Consider the following 20,885-nt stretch of genomic DNA (forward strand, 5'->3'; position numbering starts at 1 on the left):
TGGTTGTTACGCGCCCGAGGCAGCAGATGCGGGTTGAGCGGACGACGCGGCTTGTGCGGCTTGCGCATCGCTCGCCTGCGAGGCTCCCCCGGCCGTTGCCGGCAGTTGCGCGGGCACGACCTTCACTTCCGCACCCGGACGGACCTTGTCGACGCCCTGCACGATCACGCGGTCACCCGCCTTGAGGCCGCTTTCGACGACCCAGTTCTGCCCGTAGGTGCCGGACGTGACGAGCTGGCGCAGCATGACCTTGTTGTCGTCGCCGACGACGAGCGCGGTCGGCGTGCCCTTCTGGTCATGCGTGATGCCGATCTGCGGCACGACGAGCGCGCTCGGATTCACGCCCTCTTCGATGCGCCCGCGCACGAACATGCCCGGCAACAGCACGCGGTCCTTGTTCTGGAAGATCGCGCGGACCGTGACGGAGCCGGTGGTCGGATCGACGGTGACATCGGTGAATTGCAGCTTGCCCTTCTCCGAATAGATGCGGCCGTCTTCCAGCACAAGCGAGACCTTCGCGGCGTTCGGGCCGCTCGTCGTCAGACGCCCTTCCTGAATCTGGCGACGCAGCTTGAGGCCATCGAGACTCGACTGCGTGAGATCGACGTATGTGGGATCGAGCTGCTGTACGGTCGCCAACAGCGTCGCCTGGCTCGCCTGCACGTAGGCACCCGGCGTGACCTGCGAGATGCCGACCTGACCCGTCACCGGCGAGACGACGTCGGTATAGCCGAGGTTGATCTGCGCGGCATCGACGGCGGCCTTGCCGGCTGCCACGTCCGCTGCGGCCTGGCCTTGCGAGGCGACGGCGTTGTCGTAGTCCTGCTTGCTGACGGCGTTCGCGGCGACGAGCACCTTGTAGCGATTCGCCTGCGCGGTCGTCGACGCGAGATTCGCCTGCGCCTTCGCAAGCGATGCCTTCGCATTGTTCAACTGGGCGATGTACGGCGCCGGGTCGATCTTGTAGAGCCGCTGACCCGCCTTGACGATGCTGCCTTCGGTGAATTCACGGCGCAGCACGACGCCGTCGACGCGCGCCCGCACCTGGGCGACGAGATACGCGCTCGTGCGGCCCGGCAGTTCGGCCGTGACCGGCACGGCGGTCGGCTGGACCGTCACGACGCCGACTTCGGGCGTCTGCGGCGGCGGGGCCGATTGTTTTTGCCCGCATGCCGCCAGCAGCATGGCAGCCGTTGCGGCACTCACGAGGTGATAGGGAACCCTTTCGAAGCGCATGGAGCGACCTCTTTGTAACTGGTAGCGAAAAAAACGCGTGCTTCTCAACAACAAGAAGCAACTCGTCGCCTCAATGCCGACGCGCGCATCTGTGAGCCCTCGGACCGCGACCTTGGCTGAAGCCGCTGGCGCCGCTGGCGGATCTGAACATCGGTGGTGACGAAAGTTGACCGGTAAGCAGTTGCATCGGTCCTGTCGTCGTGTGGGGTGGTATTATAAATACATTCACGAACGAATGTAAAAATCCGCTACTGGGCGGATTACTGCCGTAACAATCATCCGCTGCATCGGGCTTGACGAGCCCAAATGCTTCCTGTCAATCCTTTCGCACTATCCGCCGGCGCGCTGCCGCCAGCGGCTGCTGTCACTACGAACATGGTCAGACGAACCAAGGAAGAAGCGCAGGAGACGCGCAACCGCATTCTGGACGCCGCCGAACGCGTTTTCTATGGAAAAGGCGTATCGCGGACGTCGCTTGCGGACATTGCGCAGGCGGCGGGCGTGACGCGCGGCGCGATCTACTGGCACTTCGCGAACAAGGGAGACCTCTTCAACGCGATGTTCGACCGCAGCCTGCTGCCGCTCGACGAGCTAATCGAAGCGACGCTCGACGGCAAGGAGCCGGACCCGCTCGCGCACATCCGCGAGATTTTCGTCTGGTGCATGCGCAACATCACCGCCGACGAACACCGCCGCCGCGTGTTCGACATCCTGTTTCTGAAATGCGAGTTCGTCGAAGAGATGGGGCCGGTCCGCGAGCGTCACCAGAACAACATGCGCGACGGACGGGAACGCATCGAGCGCGCGCTGCGCAACGCCATCGACAAACAGCAGTTGCCTGCCGCGCTCGACACGCGCCGCGCCACCACGCTGCTGCATGCGCTGTTCACCGGCATCCTGCACGACTCGCTGATGCTGCCGGAAAGCGTCGATCCCGCACAGGATTCGGAAGCGCTGATCGACGCGTGCTTCGACGCGCTGCGCTCCAGTCCCGCTCTATTGATGCCCGCGAGCGCGTGACGCTGAAAGGCTTCGTTCAGCGCTCGCCGAAACGCGCGCGCTGATTTGACGCGTAGATGTTGTCGCGTGCGGGCGGCTCGGCGGTTTCGAGTGCGGCGATCCATTCGTCCGTGGTCAGCACGGCGGCGAACCGCGACTGCATCACCACCGTGAACACGCGATGAATCTCTTCGGCGCTCGCGCGGCCCGCCCGGTTCTCATACGGCACGGCGCCGGTCGCATCGACGAGAAATTCCACCGAGAAGCCCGCGTGGACGGCATGACGGACGGTGGAATCGTCGCAATTGTGGGTCATGTAGCCGGCGATCACGATGGTGTCGATGTCGTGCGCCGCAAGCCATTCGGCGAGATCGGTGCCTGCAAACGCACTCGGCAGCGACTTTTCGACGTAGTGCGCGCGCGGGCGTTCGGCCACCGATTCATGCAGTTCCGCCATCGCTGAACCGCGAGCGAAAATCGGCGCGGCGGCGGGCGCGAAGTTCTGCACGACGACGATCGGCACGCCGTGGGCGTCGGCGGCATCCATCGCGCGGCCGATATTGGCGAGCGACACGTTCACATCGGGATATTCGATCGGCAGGTTGCCGGTGACGTATTCGTTCTGCACGTCGATGACGATCAGGGCGCGGCGGGGCATGAGTGGTCCTTGAGCGGTGAAACGGAGACTGTAGCGTCGATTCAAAATCAGCGCCGGTTCGACGGTGGAGTCCCGGTTGTGCCGATGCAGCGCGCGTCAGTCGGGCGCAACGCTGCTGCAGCGATCGTAATAAATCGCTCCGCGCCTCGACGATGAGTCGTGCCGCGCGGTTTCATCTCCCCTCTTCCGCCGCTGCTGATTCAGACACCCTTCTCGGAATCAAACATGCCCTCTTGCTGGCCAAGCGGCTTGGCGGCACTTATGGCGACGGTTGTTCTCTTCGGCGCGCTCTTGGCCGAGCTTTGATCCCAATTGGCAAAGCAAGGCGACAGCGCGCGGCGCATATCGACGTTCGCCAGAATCCTGATCGGGGTTTTTCTGCTACTGGCACTAACGAATGGTGCGTGGAAGCGTTATCAGAAAGCCGAACGCCGGAGGGAGAGCGTATCGTTCATCTCCGGGACGTCTGAAGCCGACGGCGGTTTCTGCACAGTCAGATAAAGAATGCGGCTACACCTTTATCGCACCTCCAATATCAAACTGCTCGCGGAACCCGCTTATTTTTGCTGCCGGGAAAGCAGAGCTTTACTGGACGCCCGACTTCCTGATGTATGGATTCGTCGCAAAACAACGGCGCAATCGCGCTGCCGCCGACGCGGCTCGATCGGCTCATGGTGCTGTTTCGATAAGAACCGCAGCCGCTTCGAATGAACGGCCCGAACTCGAATCCGATCGCGTTTCCTTATTGCAGCCCCGCCCGCGGCGCAAAGAACACCAGCGCCGCGATACAAACCAGCATCGCTGCCCACGCCCAGCCCGGCAATCCCAGCGGATGCGGATCATGCCGATGCTCCCGCTCATGCGCCCCCAACGCATGCGCGCCCAGCCGATGCCGCAGCACGCCGCTCGCGGCGGCATCGCCGGATGCGTGATGCATCGCGCGCGCCGTCGCTCCCGTGCGACGCGAGAACGCCGCCGACATCCCGCCCGGCCGCAAGAACACATGACGGCGCGTGCGCTCGCCTGCCGCGCGCATCGACGGCAAGCCATGCTTCGCGCGCACGACTTCGCAGAATTCCGCGAAAAAGTCGTCGGCGCATTCGCGCAGCGCATTTTCGATCTGGCGCGGCGGCAAACCGGCGAGCGGCCCCGTGACCGTCGCCCAGACCGTGTACTCGATCCACGTGGCGCGGCCGTCGTCCTCCGCATTCAGCGCGACGGCAATCTGCCCGCGCAACGAGCCGACGCCCTCGCTGCGCGCCTTGAAACTGAGCGTGCGGGCGCAGCCGTCTTCGTCCGCGCGGTCGTGCGAGTGCGAGTGCGGCTCGACGCTGCCGCCCTGCCGCGTGCGCCCCGCCGGATGCGCCCGCACCTCGTACCGCGCCCGCAGCGCGCCGAGCGGTACGACGAGCGTCAGCGCGTATTCGCCGGCCGGCGTGCGTGCAAAGGACTCGCAGTTTTCGAGGCTCGCCCGCAGTAACGCGAGGTCGCAGAGCGCCTCCCGGACGTGCGCCGGGTCGAGCGGCACGCGCAACGCTTCCGTGACTTCCATCCGACCCTCCGGGGACGAAAAACGCCTGACGCTGGCTTGCGTTCGCTGTCGATTTCTTTCGCTTGTTTTGGCACGCCGGCGAACGCGCGTCTGTGCGGCGGCTCGCTAAGAAGTCACGTCGATGCGATCGACCCGCGATGGGTAAAACGCCAGATAGCCCTTGATGACAGCCACGGCGTCGAGCGGGTTTTCGTAACTCCAGACGGCGTTTTCGACCGGACCGTCCTCGGTGAGCAGATGGTAGTAGGTGGCATCGCCCTTGAACGGGCAGTGCGACGTGTGAATCGAGCGTTCGAGCCGAGCCATGTTGACGTCGGCGCGCGGAAAATAGTAAACGTTCTCGTGCCCCGTTTCGCTCAGCGTGAGGGCTGCATGCGTGTCGGCGAAGGTGACGCCCTGGTGGATCACGCGGCAGCGCCGGGCGTTCGGCAAAATCTCGATGCGGTGCGTCGCTTGCCCGTCGTTCAGATCCGTGCTCATCGTGCTGTCCTCCGCGCTGCGGTTCAGAGAGTCGCGAGGCGCGCCGTGCGCCCCGTCACAGGTCACAAAAAAGTCACGAGGCAGCCGAAGCCGGCTCGTGACTTGATTATGAGACAAACTCCTGCCGCGAGGGAGGGGCAGTCCTGATGCGCGGCTCACCGCATCATTGAATGTTCCAGTGGAACGCCGCCTTGGCCTTGCCCGGCCCGGACACGCTGACGGCCTGCTTCTTCTCCTGGTCCTTGTACTTGGCGTAGACGGTGTAATTGCCCGGCGGCAGCTTGACGAGCATGTAAGGGCCCATCGATTCCGTACTGAGCACTTCGCCGCCCTTCCCGCCAACGATCCGCACGTGCACGCCCGACAGATAGTCGGCGGTCGGGCCCGTGAAGCGCAGCGACAGCGGCCAGTGCGCCTGTTCGCGCAACAATGCGCGCGATTCGTCGAGACCGACGCCGCCCGACGTGTACGACACCTCACCTTGTTGCTCGATCTGCGGCAGGCCACCGCCGTTGCTGTTGCCCGCGCTGCCGGTTTCGGCCGTGCCGGCGCTCGCGGCATTCACGCCGCTCGCCGCCTGCGCCCATGCGCCGCTCGTGAATCCCGCGCACAGCGCCGTCGCCAGCAGCGTCGCCGCCAGCTTTCCCGTTTTGCTCGTCATCGTCATCGTTATTGGCTCCTTTTCCGATGCCGCCGCGCGCCGGAGCGCCAGCGACGTCACGCCCCGATGCGCAACTTCAGCGCGATAGGGCACCGCAGCCAGAAAAGCACGCTGCGTGCCCGCCGCGCCCGGCCGTTTAGCCCAGATCCACCGGCACGAAGATCTGCGCGTCATCCCGCTGGATCAGCAGCGCGATGCTGTCGCCCGCATGGGAGACCATCGCCTTCAGCTGCTGCACGCTGGTGACCGGCTGGCCGTTGACCGCGAGGATCACGTCGCCGGCCTGAATGCCCGCGCTTGCCGCCGCGCCGTTCGCCTGCTGCACGACCAGCCCGCGCGACAGCGACCCTTCCTGCTTCTCTTCCGGCGTGAGCGGCCGCACCGCGACGCCGAGCCGCGCATCCTGCGATGCACCGCCCGAGCCGTCACCGGTCGTGTCGGCGCTGGCGGTCTTCGCATCCTTCAGCGCGCCGATCTTCACGTCGATGTCCTTCGTGCCCTTGTCGCGCCAGACCTGCACCTTCGCCGACGTGCCCGGCGGCAGCCCCGCAACCTGCGACGGCAGCGACGTCGAGTCCGTCACCGGCACGCCGTTCAGCGCGACGATCACATCGCCCGGCTGGAGGCCCGCCTTCGCAGCCGGCCCGCCCGGCTCCACCGAACTCACGAGCGCGCCCTGCGGCGCCTTCATGCCGAACGAATTGGCGAGCGTCTGGTTCATCGCCTGCACCGTGACGCCGAGGCGCCCGCGATCCACATGGCCCGTCTTGATGAGCGCGTCCTTGACCTTGATCGCTTCATTGATCGGGATGGCGAACGAAAGCCCCTGGAAGCCGCCGGTCTGCGAGTAGATCATCGAGTTGATGCCGATGACTTCGCCTTGCAGATTGAAGAGCGGCCCGCCCGAGTTGCCCGGATTGACCGGCACGTCGGTCTGGATGAACGGCGTGTAGTTCTCGTTCGGCAGCGCGCGCGACTTCGCGCTGATGATGCCCGACGTCACGGTGTTGTCGAAACCATAGGGCGAGCCGATCGCCACGACCCACTGGCCGACCTTGCTGCCGTTCGGATCGCCGATCTTGACGGTCGGCAGGCTTTTCGCGTCGATCTTCAGCACCGCGACATCGGACTGCTTGTCGGCCCCGACGACCTTCGCGCGGAACTCGCGCTTGTCCGTCAGCTTGACGGTCACGACGTTCGCGTTGTCGACGACATGCGCGTTCGTGAGGATGTAGCCATCGCTGCTCACGATGAAGCCCGAGCCGAGCCCTTCGCTCGGACGATCCGCGCCTCCGCCTCCGCCGCCGTCGCCGCCGCCCAAGCCGGGGACGTTGCCGTAGAAGCGCTTGAAGAACTGATAGAACGGATCGTCCGGGTCCATCGGCAACTGGTTCGCGCCGCCGCGTCGCGCGGACGTCTGCTTCACCACGTGCTTCGCGCTGATGTTCACGACGGCGGGGCCATAGGTCTCGACGAGGCCCGAGAAATCGGGGACGCCCGTTTTCGCGGCCGCCTCGGCCGGCATCATCGCGGCGGCCTGCGCGGGTGCGATGACCTGCGGCGCGGCAACGTTGTTGTGACCGGCGACATAGCCCGCCGACAAGGCAACGGCGACGGCGGCAGCGACGGCGCTGCGGGTGACGATCTTCGCTTTCATCGTGTGCTCCAGATAACAGGTGCGCTGGGGTAGAGCGGACTCTACGGATGATGGAAGATTACGGGGCGTCGCTTAAACCGTTCTTAAAGCCGCGCAGCGCTGATCGCGATAGCACGAAAAAGGGCGGCTGCCCTATTGGACAGCCGCCCTCTTCTTTGCGCGAAGTCGCTAGTGAGTACGCTTAAAACTCGTAGCCGACCTGACCGCGCACGCCTGTGTCACCGTGCGGCGTGAACGATGCCGCCGCGTTCACGAGCCAACGATTGTTCAGCGAACGATAGGTGCCGCCAAGACCGACTGCCGTATAGCCCTTGTAATTCGCGACGCCAGCGGCGACGACGGTATTGCCCGGCTGGTTCGGCGTGAGATTCGGCATGGCCATCGCAGCGGCGACGCCCGCGAACGCTTCGCGTGCGACCGCGTTGACGTTGCTCTGCAGTGCGTTCAACTGGTTCATGTTGGCCGCGTCGGTGCCACGCACGCCCGCCGCTACGTTCGTCACGCGACGCTCGTTGCCTGCCGAACCGACCGACACCGTGTTGTCCTCGGATGCCACCGAACGGTCGCCGAGCGCGACGGAGTTGGCCGCAGTGGCCTGCGCGCCGTTGCCGATCGCCGTTGCGTTGGCACCGGTTGCGGACGCGGGCGAATCGTTAGCCTGCGAGGCCACGATCGAGCTGCCGCCGATGGAAATGTTCTGCACGCGCTGGTTCAGCGCGTCGACTTCCACGTTGGTCTGGTAGAGCTGCGAGCCGTTGACCGCGTCGGTGCTGGACGCGGAGAGCGCGCCTGCCCCGACACCCGTCACCTGACGTGCGCCTTGCGTGCCGGTCACGTCGACGATGGTGCCGTCGGTGTTCTTTGCCACGGTAATGTTGCGCGTAGCCGCGTCCTGCTGAACAAGACCTCCGCCGCTGCTCTGCGCGATGCGGCTGTCGAGGTTGGACAGCGCGTCGCCGACGTTATGGAACTGCTGGCCGCCGATGTTATAGGTCGGAGATGACCAGGCGCCGTTGCTACTGACGGCTGCCCCGCCGCCGAGCGCGTTCGCTGTCGAGCTTGCGAGCGAATAGAGCTGTGAGCCGTTGATGCCCTCCTTGCTGGCTGACGAGACAGCGCCGTCCGCCAGATTGATGATGCCTTGGCCGTTCATGTCGACGCGCGTGAGCATCGAGATCCGGTCGTTCGCCATGATCTCGACAGTGCCGCTGCCGACCTTCATGTAATCCGGCGAGGTTCCGTTAACGTCCGAAATTTGCGCGAAGTCCCTGCCGTCATTGCTGCACCCGTTTGCCGGAGCGAAACCGGGGTTGGTAGCACCATTCTGAACGATGGTGCTGATTCCCGTGCCGCCATCGCAGAGAATGACTTGCCCTGCGGCCATCGCCGCCGAGCTTCCCAACATCATCGCGACTGCTGCGGCCATCACTTTCATGCGGCACGCAATCATCGTTCTAATATTCTTCCGGCAAACATCGCCGTGCCGATGCCTCGTTTTCGTCATTACACCGTCTCCTATGAGAGTTAAACAAAAGACCGGTGCAGACTAATTCAGTGGTGCTCATCAAGCGAAGTAGACATTTCCGAATTTGATTCGCGATGCACGTTTATTGTTTTCTTTTATAAAAAGCTAAAAGACTGGCGTCAATATTCGGCGAAATTCAATAGCCTGTTAGCAGCGGTAAGTCGATCAAGCTGCTTGATACCAAGCATTCCAAACTATTTCATGGCAAGCGATCAAAGCTGCACGACGACCTTCAACCCGCCCGCCGCCGACTCCGCCAACTCGACGCTCGCCCGATGCTGGTCCGCGATGCGCCTGACGATCGCGAGCCCGAGCCCGCTTCCCGCGACATCCGTACGCGCCCGATTCGCGCTTTGCCCCACGCGATAGAACCGGTCGAACACGCGCTCGCGTTCATCGGCGGGAATGCCCGGCCCCGTATCCGCGATTTCGACGATGGGCCGACCGTCGCGCACTTTGAGGCAGACGTCCACGCGCCCGCCCCTCGGCGTGTATTTGGTGGCGTTGTCGATCAGATTGTTGAACATCACGCGCAGCGAGTCCGGATCGCCGACGACCGTCGCCGGCTCGCTCGCCTCGATGCCCAGATCGACGCCGCGCTCCTCGGCGACCAGCACGTACGCGCGGACGCAGTCGTCGAGCAGCGCGCGCAAATCGACGGCCTTCGCGACGGCCTTGCCATCCGGCTCGGAACGCGCCAGCGCGAGCAGTTGCTCCGCCAGCCGCGTCGCGCGCGCGATGCCTTCGTTCAGGTCCGCGAGCGCTTCGCGCCGCGTCGCGTCGTCCTCGGCGCGCGCAACGAGTTGCGCCTGAATCTTCACGGCGGCGAGCGGCGTGCGCAGTTCATGCGCGGCATCGGCGACGAAGGCCTTCTGGGTATCGAGCGCAGTCGACAGCCGCGACAGCAGCGCATTGAGCGCCCGCACGAGCGGCCGCACTTCCTGCGGCAAGCGTTGATCGGACAGCGGATCGAGCGCCTCGGGATGACGCGTGTCGAGCGCGCGCGTCACGCGCTGCAACGGCGCGAGCCCTTGACCGACGATGATCCATATCGCGAGGCCGAGCAGCGGCAACAGCAGCACGAGCGGCCACAGCGTGCGCCACGCGACGCCGGCCGCGACGCGATTGCGTATCGATAGCGGCTGCGCCAGCTGCACGACGTTATCGCCGACGATCGCGCTATAGACGCGCCATTCGCCGCGTGCGGTCATTTCGGTGGAGAAGCCGAGCTCGGCATGCGGTGCGAGCGGCACGCGCGGATGCGAGTAGTACATCAGCACGCCGTTCCGATTCCATATCTGGATGACGACGCCTTCATCGCTTTCGCTGCGCGATGTGAGCACCGACGAGAACGGCTCCGACGGCAGCGCCGCCGCGATCTGCTGAAGCTGGTAATCGAAAAGCTCGTTGGCTTCGGCGAGCGCCTGCCGGTAGATCAGCCATCCGGCGAACCCGACGCCGACGATCACGAGCGCAAGCAGCCAGATGAGCAGTTGGCGGCGAATCGACCGCATCAGGCGTCCTTCGCGACCATGTAGCCGAGACCGCGCACGTTGCGGATCAGATCGGCGCCGAGCTTCTTTCTGAGCGAATGGATATACACCTCGACCGTGTTGCTGCCGATCTCCTCGCCCCAGCCGTAGATCTTCTCTTCGAGCTGGCTCTTCGAGAGCACCGCCCCGGGCCGCGCCATCAGCGCTTCGAGCAACGCGAACTCACGCGCCGACAAGGCAACGGGCGCACCCGCGAGCGTCACTTGATGACCGACCGGATCGAGCGTGAGATTGCCGTGCCGCACGAGCGATTCGCCGCGTCCCGCGTGCCGGCGGATCAGCGCGCGCATGCGAGCGCCGAGTTCGTCGAGATCGAAGGGCTTGACGAGGTAATCGTCCGCGCCGGCGTCGAGGCCCTTCACGCGATCCGCGATCGCATCGCGCGCAGTGACGACCAGCACCGGCAAAGAATTCGCGCGGGCGCGCAGCGTCTTCAGCACGTCGAGGCCGTCGCGCTTCGGCAGGCCGAGGTCGAGCAGCATCAGATCGTAGGCCTCGCCGGCGACGGCCGTGAGCGCCGCCTCGCCGTCCTGCACCCAATCGACCGCGAAGCCGTCCGCGCGCAGCGCCTTGCGCACGCCCTCGGCGATCATCCGGTCATCTTCCACTAGCAGGATACGCATGACATCGTGTGTAAGTAGGGATTCGGTCCATTCTAGCCGCGCAGCCCGGCGGCAGGCTTAAGCGCGACTTAACCGCCGTTCATGCATGGCGGCACGTCCGTACGAATTCCGCAAGCCGGCTTGTCTACAATACCCGCTTCGCCCGGGCGGGCCCGGCATTTCTATCGGGGCGCCGTCCCCATAACACTCCAAGAACGCAAGCTCGTATGCCGTTTTTTTCTACGCTTCCCGGTTCCTTCTCCGCGCGTCTGTCGACGTTCGCGCTCGCCACGGCGCTTGCGTGTGCAGCGTTGTCCCATTCACCCGATGCCGAGGCCCGCGGCGGCACGAAGTCCGAATCGCAGAGGCATGCGCCGGAGCGCGCAGCGATCGGCGGAGCGAAGGCCAAAGGCGCGAAGAAAGCTGCTCGCATCGCGGCGCCCGCCGGTCCGCTGCCGGCATCGGTGATGAGCGCGCTCGCGCGGGCGCACGTTCCGCTTTCGTCGATGAGCGTGGTCGTGCAGCGCATCGGCGGGGCTACGCCGCTCGTCGCCATCAACGCCGACAGACCGATGCTCCCGGCATCGACGATGAAGCTCGTCACGACTTACTCGGCGCTCTCGATGCTCGGGCCGGACTATCGGTGGAAGACCACCGCCTACGCGGACGGCGACGTCGATACACAAGGCGTCCTGCACGGCAACCTGTATATCCAGGGCACCGGCGACCCGAAGCTCGTGCCCGAAGAGCTGATCGACCTCGTCGACCAGATTCGCAAGAGCGGCATTACCGGCATCGACGGCGCGCTCGTGCTTGACAAGCGCTACTTCGACGCCTCCACGCGCGATCTCCCCGCCTTCGACAACGACGATGCCGCGCCCTACAACGTCGGCCCCGATCCGCTGCTTTACGCGTTCAAGTCGCTGTCGTTCACGCTGACGCCGAATGCCGACGGCCAGGTCTCCATCGACGTGCTGCCGCAACTCGCGCAACTGCAGATCGACAACGAACTGCGCGTGACCCGCGGCGCGTGCGCGGGAACGCTGCCGGCGGCGTCGCCGAGCGTGGCGCAGACGCAGGGCGGCTTCGTGCAGGCATCGTTCATCGGCGACTATCCGTTGCGTTGCGGCTCGCGCACGATCAACGTCGCGGCCCTCGACCACTCGACGTTCTTCGCCGGCGGCTTTCTCGCGTTGTGGAAGCAGGCGGGCGGCACGTTCCAGGGCGCGACGCGCGAGGGCCCGACGCCCTCGAGCGCGCGGCTCGTCGGCACGCATCGCAGTCCGGTGCTGTCGGACATCGTTCGCGACATCAACAAGTACAGCAACAACGTGATGGCGCGCAATCTGTTCCTCACGGTCGGCGCGGCGCAACTGAAGCCGCCCGCGACGACCGCGAAATCCGCGCAGGCCATTCAGACGTTCCTGCGCCGCAGCGCCCTGCCGACGAACGGCCTTGCGCTCGACAACGGCTCGGGCCTGTCGCGCGACGAGACCATCGCGGCGTCATCGCTCGCGGACCTCTTGCAGGCGGCGAACGCGAGTCCGGTCGCGCAGGTGTTCGTCGAATCGCTGCCGATCGCGGGTGTCGACGGAACCATGCGCAACCGGCTCGCGAACGCGGGCGCGGGCGGCAACGCGCACATCAAGACCGGCACGTTGCGCGACGTGCGCGCGATCGCCGGCTATGTCGGCGCGGCGGACGGACAGAGCTACGTCGTCGTCAGCTTCATCAACGATCCGCGCGCGGAAGCGGCCCGCGCCGCCCACGACGCGCTGCTCGAATGGGTCTACGAAGGCCCGGGCAAGGCGGCCGCCGACCAGTAATGCGCGCGATGGACCTCGGCGCGACCCGGCTGTCAGTCGGGTGAAACCCGCGTGGTCCGCTCAATTCGCGGACCGGCGACCGAAGAATTGTTCTACGAAGTCACGCGCGATGAGGCGCGCGCGGCGTGTACGCTCTAAGACGCGGCGGGGCGCGATGAATGGCATCGCTCGACATCCGCCCTGCTTGCGGCACAATCCGATGCAGCAGCACGAGCGGCACATGCAAGCGCCGCGAGACAAGTACAAAACCGAAGAACGGAGACGAGGTCCATGAAGAAGCATCGTTCCACGCGCGCCGCCCTGGTGCGCTACGCCCGCATCGCCACCGCGAGCGCGGCACTCGCCCTGCTCGCCTCATGCGGCGGCGGTTCAGACGACAACAACTCGACGCCGGCTGGCGGGATCAAGCTGCAGGTCGTATCGTTCGGCGACAGCCTGTCGGACGTCGGCACCTACACGCCCGTCGCGGCGGCGAACTTCGGCGGCGGACGCTTCACGACGAACCCGGGCCAGGTGTGGGTGCAGGACGTCGCCCAGTATTACGGCGACACCCTGACGCCGGCGATGACCGGCGGCTTCGGCACGCCGCCGGCGGCGCAGGCGGGCTTGGGCTACGCGCAGGGCGGCTCGCGCGTGACGAACCCGGTGGGCATCGGCCATCGCGGCACGGACCCGGCGAACTACGCGGGCGCGCTGACGGTGCCGGTCGCGACGCAGGTCACGAACTATCTGACGTCGCATGGCAGCTTCAACGCCGGGCAACTGGTCATCGTCAACGGCGGCGCGAACGACATCCTGTACAACCTGACTGCGGTCCAGGCGGGACAGATGACGCCGGCGCAGGCGTCGGCGGCGATCGGGCAGGCGGCGATCGATCTGGCGGGCATCGTCGGCAAGATCGTTCAGGGCGGCGCGACGCACGTGCTCGTGTCGAATGTGCCGGACATCGGCGCGACGCCGCAGGGCATGATGAGCACCGCGACGACGCGGGCGCTGCTGTCGCAGGCATCGCTCGGCTTCAATCAGGCGCTCGCCGCCGCGCTGACGAAGACGGGGCTGATGTCGAAGGTGATCTTCCTGGATATCGCCGGACCGCTCGCCAACATCACGGCGAACTATCAGCAATACGGTTTCGCGGTGTCGAACACGGGCACGGGCTGCAATCTGCAGGCGATGGCGGCGGCGGCGAAGGCCTATGGCGAGCCGAATCCGAGCGATTTCGCGACGTCGCTTTTCTGCTCGCCGCAGACGCGCACGACGCCGGACGCGGACCAGACGTATATGTACGCGGATACCGTGCATCCGACGACGCATCTGCATGCGCTTTATGCGCAGACGGCGGAGCAGAAGATTGCGGCGGCGGGATTGGGGAAATAAGGTTTTCGGTGGCCCCGCGTTATGCGGGGCTTTGTCGGTCATGCATGACTCGCGCTATGAGCGGGGCAAGACTGCATTTGCTGGCGTCGTCCATAGCGCGACGCCATTTGCGATGTCGAAGAAGTCGCGATTCGGGCGGCTAGTGCCGTTGAGCTCGTCGGCACACCCGCCATTCACTCCCCCTCGAACGCCGCCGCCGCCCTTCCCAACCGGTCGTTCACCGCGATCCATTCGATCGACTCCGGCAACTTCTCCACGAAGATGCGCTCGACATCCGCCCGGTCCAGCGCCCGCAGCAAGCCATACAGCGCACGCGCATAGCTCTGTGGATCTTCCGGCGCGGCGATGAAATGCACATGCGGCGCGCGCGCCCACGCGCCCGCGCTCGACGCCCGCGCCACCAGCGCAACCTTCCTTTCATCCGCCGGCTGAAACGCCGCCAGCATCGGCTCGATCGACGCAAACGGCAGCAGCGCGAGCGGCGTCCTCGGCGCGTAATGCGCCTTCAACGTACCGGATGCACGCGGCGCGGTCGCATCGCTGCCATCGGGCAGACGCGGCGCTTCGCCGATCACATCGGCGATCGCTTGCGGACTCACATGCCCCGGCCTCAGCAGTGCCAGGAAGCCGCGCGACAAATCCAGAATCGTCGATTCGATACCCACGTCCGCTGCCCCGCCATCGAGCACATGAACGGCGCCGCCGAATTCATCGCGGACATGTTGCGCGGTCGTCGGACTGACGTGCCCGAACCGGTTCGCCGATGGCCCCGCCACGCCGCCTTGCCTGCCCGTGCCATCACGCCGCGCGTGAAACGCCGATAGCAAACGCTGCGCGACCGGATGCGAAGGACACCGAACGCCGACCGAATCCTGCCCGCCGCTCACCGCCGCCGGAATATGCGATGCGCGCTTCAGGATCAGCGTCAGCGGCCCGGGCCAGAACGCGTCGATGAGTTTCTGCGCATCGGCGGGCAACTCGCGGACCCAGTAGCCCGGATCGGCCTCCGGCGCGAGATGCACGATCACCGGATGATTCGCCGGCCGTCCCTTTGCCGCATAGATACGCGCGATGGCTTCGGGATTCTCGGCGTCGCCGCCGAGACCGTAGACCGTCTCGGTCGGGAACGCGACGAGTTCGCCCGCATCGAGCAAGGCTGCGGCCTCGTCGATCTGCGCGGCGCTCGGATAGATGATGGTCATTGCTTGTGCTGCTTCAAACTCAGTCCAGCGGAATATGCAGCATTCGCGCACAGTCGCGCGCCGCCGTACGGGCTTCTTCCAGCGTCGCCGCCGTGAAATTGATGTGCCCCATCTTGCGGCCCGGACGCGCTTCCTCCTTGCCGTACAGATGCAGCCGCGCCGCCGGCATCGCCGCGACGTCGATCCACGCCGGTGCGCGCGCCTTGTCCTTCTTCTCGCCGTCGAACCAGATATCGCCGAGCAGGTTCAGCATCGCGGCCGGCGAATGCTGGCGCGTGTCGCCGAGCGGCATACCGGTCATCGTGCGGACTTGCTGCTCGAACTGGCTGGTGGCGCAGGCATCGACCGTATAGTGGCCGGAATTGTGCGGACGCGGCGCCATTTCATTGGCGATCAGCGAGCCGTCTTCCAGCACGAAGAACTCGACGCACAGCACGCCGACATAGCCGAGCTTCGCGGCAATCGTCAGCGCCGCGTCCTGCGCCTGCGCGACGAGCGCAGCGGACGCGTCCGGCGCGGGAACGATCGTCTTCGCCAGAATGCCGTTGACGTGCGTGTTCTGCGCCAGCGGAAACACGGCCGACTTGCCGTCGCCGCCGCGCGCGATCAGCACCGACACTTCGTACTTGAGCGGCATGCGCTTTTCGAGCACGCACGGCACGCCCGACAGCGACGCATACGCGGTGCGGACTTCCTGAGCGTTGCGCACGCTCATCTGGCCTTTGCCGTCGTAGCCGAGCCGCGCGGTCTTGAGGATGCCCGGCAGCACGGCGGCGATGTCCTCGTCGGCGAGGGCGTCGAGCGCCTCGGGCGATTCGATCACCACATGCGGCGCGACCGGCACGCCTGCCTGCGCGATAAAGCGCTTCTCTGCGACGCGATCCTGCGCAATCGCCACGCAACTCGCTGCGGGGCTGACGAACGTGTATCTCGCAAGCGTTTCGAGGCTCGCAGCCGGGACGTTCTCGAATTCCGTCGACACCGCCGCGCACAGGCGGCCAAGTTCGGTCAGCGCGGCGCGGTCGTCGTAGGCGGCGCGGATGTGGCGATCCGCGACCGCGCCCGCCGGGCTCGTCTCGTCGGCATCGAGCACGGCGACGCGATAGCCCATCGATTGCGCGGCGAAGCAGAACATGCGGCCAAGCTGGCCGCCGCCGACCATGCCGAGCCATGCGCCCGGCAGAATCGGAGAGTTGGGGGAGGATTGTGGGTTCATGTCAGGGCAAAAGATCAGAGCGGCGGCAGCGCCATGTCCCGCGCGGCCTGGTTCTGCTTCACGCGAAAAGCGGCGAGCGCTTCGGCATAACGGGAATCGGTGACGCTCAGAATCGATACCGCGAACAGCGCCGCGTTCGCCGCGCCCGCCTCGCCGATCGCGAATGTCGCGACAGGCACGCCCTTCGGCATCTGCACGATCGAATGCAGCGAATCGACGCCCTTCAGGTACTTACTCGCCACCGGGACGCCGAGCACGGGCACCGTGGTCTTCGCCGCGAGCATGCCCGGCAGATGCGCCGCGCCGCCCGCACCGGCGATGATCGCCCGCACGCCGCGTTCACGGGCGCGCTCGGCGTAGTCGAACATCTCGTCGGGCATGCGGTGCGCGGACACGACCTTCGCCTCGTACGGCACGCCGAATTCCTGGAGGATCGCCACCGCGTTCTTCATCACGTCCCAGTCGGAACTGGAACCCATCAGCACGCCGACGAGCGGCGCGTCGTGCGCATGCGCTCCGGTCTGCACTTCACTCATATCGCTACGTTCCTTGGCTCTTGATCGAATGCACGCTTACGCGAGCGTCTGCCCCGTAAGGCGTTGCAGCGCTTCCTGATACTTCTCCGATGTCTTCGCGATCACATCGTCAGGCAGCTTCGGCGCGGGCGGCTCCTTCTTCCACGGCTGCGTTTCCAGCCAGTCGCGCACGAACTGCTTGTCGAAGGACGGCGGATTGGTGCCGACCTGATAGCCATCGGCGGGCCAGAAACGCGACGAATCGGCGGTGAGCACTTCGTCCATCAGATACAGCTCGCCCTTGTTGTCGAGACCGAACTCGAACTTCGTATCCGCGATGATGATGCCGCGCGTCGCCGCGTACTCGGCCGCTTCCTTGTACAACTGGATGGAGATGCGCTTGATCGTCGCCGACAGCTCGGTGCCGATGCGGCGCTCCATGTCATCGTAGGTGATGTTTTCGTCGTGATGGCCCATTTCGGCCTTGGCCGCCGGCGTGAAAATCGGCTCGGGCAGCTTTTCGGCGTTCTGAAGGCCCGGCGGAAGCTGCACGCCGCACACCGCGCCCGTCGCCTGATAGTCCTTCCAGCCGCTGCCCGCGAGATAACCGCGCACCACGGCTTCCACGAGAATCGGTTCCAGGCGCTTCACGACGACCGCGCGGCCCTTCACCTGCTCGACTTCGTCTTCAGCGACGACGCTCGCGGGATCGATGCCCGTATTGTGGTTCGGCACGATGTGGCCGAGCTTCTCGAACCAGAAATCGGCCATCTGGTTCAGCACGCGGCCCTTGTTCGGGATCGGCTCGCCCATGACGACGTCGAATGCGGAAAGGCGGTCGGTCGTCACGATGAGGAGCTTGTCCTGACCGACGGCGTAGTTGTCGCGGACCTTGCCACGGCCGAGCAGCGGCAGCGATTTGATCGTGGATTCGTAGAGCGTGGACATCGTCATGTACCGGAGAGACGTAAAAAAAGTGAGTCGCCGCTTGCTGTGCGAGCGGCGACTGATGGGGCAAACGGGAAATGCGAACGGGTCCCGTCGCCGGAACCCGTTGATTTTACTTTACAAACAGCGTGAGGCCTCGACCCGCTGTCACTTCACGATCTGCGCAAGCTCGCCGGACTTGTACTTCTCGGCGATCTTGTCGAGCGGAATCGGCTTGATCTTGCCCGCCTGGCCTTCGCAGCCGAACTGCATGTAACGCTGGCGGCAGATTTCCTTGGCGGCTTCGCGTGCGGGCTTCAGATAGTCGCGCGGATCGAACTTCGACGGATTTTCGAACAGATAGCGGCGGATCGCGCCGGTAATCGCGAGACGCAGATCGGTGTCGATGTTCACCTTGCGCACGCCGTGCTTGATGCCTTCCTGAATCTCTTCGACCGGCACGCCGTAGGTTTCCTTCATGTCGCCGCCGAATTCGCGGATTTCCGCCAGCAACTCCTGCGGCACCGACGACGAACCGTGCATCACGAGGTGCGTGTTCGGAATGCGCTGGTGGATTTCCTTGATGCGGTCGATCGCCAGGATATCGCCGGTCGGCTTCTTCGAGAACTTGTACGCACCATGCGACGTGCCGATGGCGATCGCCAGCGCATCGCATTGCGTGAGCTTGACGAAGTCGGCGGCCTGCTCGACGTCCGTCAGCAACTGTTCGCGCGTCATCGTGCCTTCGGCGCCGTGGCCGTCTTCCTTGTCGCCCTTCATCGTTTCGAGCGAGCCGAGCACGCCCAGCTCCGCTTCGACGGTCACGCCGATCGAATGCGAGAACTCGACCACCTTGCGCGACACCTCGACGTTGTAGTCGTAGGACGCGACGGTCTTGCCGTCGGCTTCGAGCGAGCCGTCCATCATCACGCTGGTGAAGCCCGAGCGGATCGCGGCCATGCACACCGCCGGCGACTGGCCGTGATCCTGATGCATCACGACCGGAATATGCGGATACGACTCGACCGCCGCTTCGATCAGATGCCGCAGGAACGCTTCGCCTGCGTACTTACGGGCGCCAGCCGACGCCTGCATGATCACCGGCGCGTTGACTTCGTTCGCGGCCGACATGATCGCCTGCACCTGTTCGAGGTTGTTCACGTTGAATGCCGGGAGGCCGTAGCCGTGTTCGGCCGCGTGATCCAGCAATTGACGCATTGATACGAGAGGCATTGTGGAACTCCATGATGTGAAACGAAAATCCGGCGCGCACGATTCTGCTCTGGGGCAGTTTTTCGGCCTATGGCTGGCAGCGACGGACGCCGGCGGGCGAGCCGCCGTGCGTCGTCTTGCGCGCTTTGCAATACAGGTGAAACCGCGCGGCGCTTGACCTCGCATCGTTCTCGAAATTACGCGGGGCCGTCAGAAATGATCGCCGACGCGCACGATCTTCAGCGTGTTCGTGCCGCCCGCCTGCCCCATCGGTTCGCCGACGGTGAGCACGACCATATCGCCGCGCGCCGCATAGCCTTTCGACACGACCACTTCGAGCGCCTGATTGAGCGCGGTGTCGCGGTCCATGTTGGTGTCGAGATGCAGCGGCGTGACGTTCCGATACAGCGACATCGTACGTTCGCTGCCCACGCGCGGCGTCAGCGCGAAGATCGGAACGTGCGACCAGTGGCGCGACATCCACAGCGCGGTGGAGCCGGACTCGGTCAGCGCCACGACGGCCTTCGCGCCGAGGTGATACGCCGTGAACAGCGCGCCCATCGCGATGGACTGGTCGATGCGCGTGAACGTCCGGTCGAGGAAGTCGCGGTCCAGTTGCGACTCTTCGGACTTCTCGGCTTCGACGCACACGGCGGCCATCGTCTCGATGGTCGTGACCGGGTACTTGCCCGCGGCCGTCTCGGCGGAAAGCATCACGGCATCGGTGCCGTCGAGCACGGCGTTCGCGACGTCCGATACTTCCGCGCGCGTCGGCACGGGCGCGTGGATCATCGATTCCATCATCTGCGTCGCGGTGATCACGAGCTTGTTCGACTCGCGCGCCATGCGGATCATGCGCTTTTGCAGCGCCGGCACCGCCGCGTTGCCGACTTCCACCGCGAGATCGCCGCGCGCGACCATGATGCCGTCGGACGCGTCGAGGATGCCCTGCAGCGCCGGAATGGCTTCGGCACGCTCGATCTTCGCGATCATCTTCGGCTTGATGCCGTAAGGCGCACCCGCGATGTTCGCGAGTTGCCGCGCCATTTCCATGTCCGTCGCGTTCTTCGGGAAGGAGACCGCGACGAAATCCGCGCCGAGCGACATCGCCGTCTTGATGTCCTCCATGTCCTTCTCGGTCAGCGCGGGCGCGGTCAGCCCGCCGCCCTGCCGGTTGATGCCCTTGTTGTTCGACAGTTCGCCGCCGACCTTGACGGTCGTGTGAATCTCCTCGCCGATCACGCGCGTCACGTCGAGGACGATGAGGCCGTCGTTGAGCAGCAGCGTGTCGCCCGCGCGCAGGTCGCGCGGCAGATCCTTGTAATCGAGGCCGACGCGCTCGTTGTTGCCGAGTTCGCAATTGGCATCGAGGACGAACGAATTGCCCGCAACGAGCATCGTCTTGTTGTTTTCGAACTTGCCGACGCGGATCTTCGGACCTTGCAGGTCCGCCATGATCGCGACCTCGCGGCCCACCTGACGCGCCGCCTCCCGCACCCATTCGGCGCGCTGGCGATGATCGTCGGCGGTGCCGTGCGAGAAGTTGAAGCGAACGACATCGAGCCCCGCCTGCATCATCTGAAGCAGGATGCCGGGGTTGCTCGAAGCGGGGCCGATGGTGGCAACAATCTTGGTGGCGCGATGCATGGAATTCCTCGTCTCAGTGGGATCGCCCGTGACAACGCTG

Annotated in this window: 18 protein-coding genes; 3 read left to right on the forward strand and 15 right to left on the reverse strand. The window is 65.3% G+C overall.

Annotated features, from left to right (window positions below; all coding sequences use genetic code 11):
- Positions 1 to 6 precede the first annotated feature (6 nt).
- Entirely contained in the window at positions 7 to 1,236 is a 1,230-nt protein-coding gene (locus BG57_RS06080) for an efflux RND transporter periplasmic adaptor subunit (protein ID WP_035961273.1), read from the reverse strand.
- 375 nt (positions 1,237 to 1,611) lie between these two features.
- Here BG57_RS06080 and BG57_RS06085 point away from each other — a divergent pair, with 375 nt between their 5' ends.
- On the forward strand, positions 1,612 to 2,256 hold the full coding sequence (locus BG57_RS06085; RefSeq protein WP_035961888.1) for a TetR family transcriptional regulator: 645 nt from the start codon (positions 1,612 to 1,614) through the stop codon (positions 2,254 to 2,256).
- A 16-nt stretch (positions 2,257 to 2,272) separates the two neighbouring features.
- Here the strand turns inward: BG57_RS06085 and BG57_RS06090 are convergent, their stop codons facing one another.
- From BG57_RS06090 to BG57_RS06125, 8 genes are all read right to left on the reverse strand, one after another.
- Positions 2,273 to 2,893: a cysteine hydrolase family protein gene (locus BG57_RS06090; protein ID WP_035961275.1), complete on the reverse strand. Its 621-nt coding sequence runs from the start codon at positions 2,891 to 2,893 to the stop codon at positions 2,273 to 2,275.
- A gap of 742 nt (positions 2,894 to 3,635) precedes the next feature.
- Positions 3,636 to 4,445, reverse strand: coding sequence for an SRPBCC family protein (locus BG57_RS06095; protein WP_035961276.1), 810 nt, complete (start codon positions 4,443 to 4,445; stop codon positions 3,636 to 3,638).
- Positions 4,446 to 4,550: 105 nt separating this feature from the next.
- The gene (locus tag BG57_RS06100; RefSeq protein WP_035961278.1) at positions 4,551 to 4,925 is read right to left on the reverse strand and encodes a DUF427 domain-containing protein; all 375 of its coding nucleotides are present in this window, start codon (positions 4,923 to 4,925) and stop codon (positions 4,551 to 4,553) included.
- 163 nt (positions 4,926 to 5,088) lie between these two features.
- Positions 5,089 to 5,586 carry a hypothetical protein gene (locus BG57_RS06105; RefSeq protein WP_035961889.1) on the reverse strand — a complete coding sequence of 166 codons (498 nt, stop codon included), beginning with the start codon at positions 5,584 to 5,586 and terminating at the stop codon, positions 5,089 to 5,091.
- 136 nt (positions 5,587 to 5,722) lie between these two features.
- Complete coding sequence (locus BG57_RS06110; RefSeq protein WP_035961280.1) at positions 5,723 to 7,243, reverse strand: DegQ family serine endoprotease; 1,521 nt, start codon at positions 7,241 to 7,243, stop codon at positions 5,723 to 5,725.
- Between the two features lie 181 nt (positions 7,244 to 7,424).
- Positions 7,425 to 8,678, reverse strand: coding sequence for a YadA family autotransporter adhesin (locus BG57_RS06115; protein WP_160174710.1), 1,254 nt, complete (start codon positions 8,676 to 8,678; stop codon positions 7,425 to 7,427).
- 302 nt (positions 8,679 to 8,980) lie between these two features.
- Positions 8,981 to 10,282, reverse strand: a complete 1,302-nt coding sequence (locus tag BG57_RS06120; protein WP_035961284.1) for an ATP-binding protein — start codon at positions 10,280 to 10,282, stop codon at positions 8,981 to 8,983.
- Positions 10,282 to 10,944, reverse strand: a complete 663-nt coding sequence (locus tag BG57_RS06125; RefSeq protein WP_035961288.1) for a response regulator — start codon at positions 10,942 to 10,944, stop codon at positions 10,282 to 10,284. Before BG57_RS06125 ends, BG57_RS06120 begins: the two co-directional genes overlap by 1 nt.
- A gap of 206 nt (positions 10,945 to 11,150) precedes the next feature.
- Here BG57_RS06125 and dacB point away from each other — a divergent pair, with 206 nt between their 5' ends.
- Both dacB and BG57_RS06135 read left to right on the forward strand, forming a co-directional pair.
- On the forward strand, positions 11,151 to 12,749 hold the full coding sequence (dacB, locus tag BG57_RS06130; RefSeq protein ID WP_035961290.1) for a D-alanyl-D-alanine carboxypeptidase/D-alanyl-D-alanine endopeptidase: 1,599 nt from the start codon (positions 11,151 to 11,153) through the stop codon (positions 12,747 to 12,749).
- Between the two features lie 270 nt (positions 12,750 to 13,019).
- Positions 13,020 to 14,126 carry an SGNH/GDSL hydrolase family protein gene (locus BG57_RS06135; RefSeq protein ID WP_035961295.1) on the forward strand — a complete coding sequence of 369 codons (1,107 nt, stop codon included), beginning with the start codon at positions 13,020 to 13,022 and terminating at the stop codon, positions 14,124 to 14,126.
- Between the two features lie 173 nt (positions 14,127 to 14,299).
- On the opposite strand, the gene BG57_RS06140 is transcribed toward BG57_RS06135, so the two are convergent.
- From BG57_RS06140 to pyk, 6 genes are all read right to left on the reverse strand, one after another.
- Positions 14,300 to 15,328 carry an L-threonylcarbamoyladenylate synthase gene (locus BG57_RS06140; RefSeq protein WP_035961302.1) on the reverse strand — a complete coding sequence of 343 codons (1,029 nt, stop codon included), beginning with the start codon at positions 15,326 to 15,328 and terminating at the stop codon, positions 14,300 to 14,302.
- A 19-nt stretch (positions 15,329 to 15,347) separates the two neighbouring features.
- Positions 15,348 to 16,544 carry a 5-(carboxyamino)imidazole ribonucleotide synthase gene (locus tag BG57_RS06145; RefSeq protein ID WP_035961304.1) on the reverse strand — a complete coding sequence of 399 codons (1,197 nt, stop codon included), beginning with the start codon at positions 16,542 to 16,544 and terminating at the stop codon, positions 15,348 to 15,350.
- 14 nt (positions 16,545 to 16,558) lie between these two features.
- Positions 16,559 to 17,080 carry a 5-(carboxyamino)imidazole ribonucleotide mutase gene (purE, locus tag BG57_RS06150; RefSeq protein ID WP_035961309.1) on the reverse strand — a complete coding sequence of 174 codons (522 nt, stop codon included), beginning with the start codon at positions 17,078 to 17,080 and terminating at the stop codon, positions 16,559 to 16,561.
- A gap of 36 nt (positions 17,081 to 17,116) precedes the next feature.
- Entirely contained in the window at positions 17,117 to 18,007 is an 891-nt protein-coding gene (locus BG57_RS06155; protein WP_035961891.1) for a phosphoribosylaminoimidazolesuccinocarboxamide synthase, read from the reverse strand.
- A 147-nt stretch (positions 18,008 to 18,154) separates the two neighbouring features.
- A complete protein-coding gene (fba, locus tag BG57_RS06160; protein ID WP_035961312.1) occupies positions 18,155 to 19,219 on the reverse strand; it encodes a class II fructose-bisphosphate aldolase in 1,065 nt (354 codons plus the stop codon).
- Positions 19,220 to 19,408: 189 nt separating this feature from the next.
- A complete protein-coding gene (gene pyk / locus BG57_RS06165) occupies positions 19,409 to 20,845 on the reverse strand; it encodes a pyruvate kinase (RefSeq protein ID WP_035961893.1) in 1,437 nt (478 codons plus the stop codon).
- Positions 20,846 to 20,885 lie beyond the last annotated feature (40 nt).

The sequence above is a fragment of the Caballeronia grimmiae genome, from assembly GCF_000698555.1.
Classification (GTDB): domain Bacteria; phylum Pseudomonadota; class Gammaproteobacteria; order Burkholderiales; family Burkholderiaceae; genus Caballeronia; species Caballeronia grimmiae.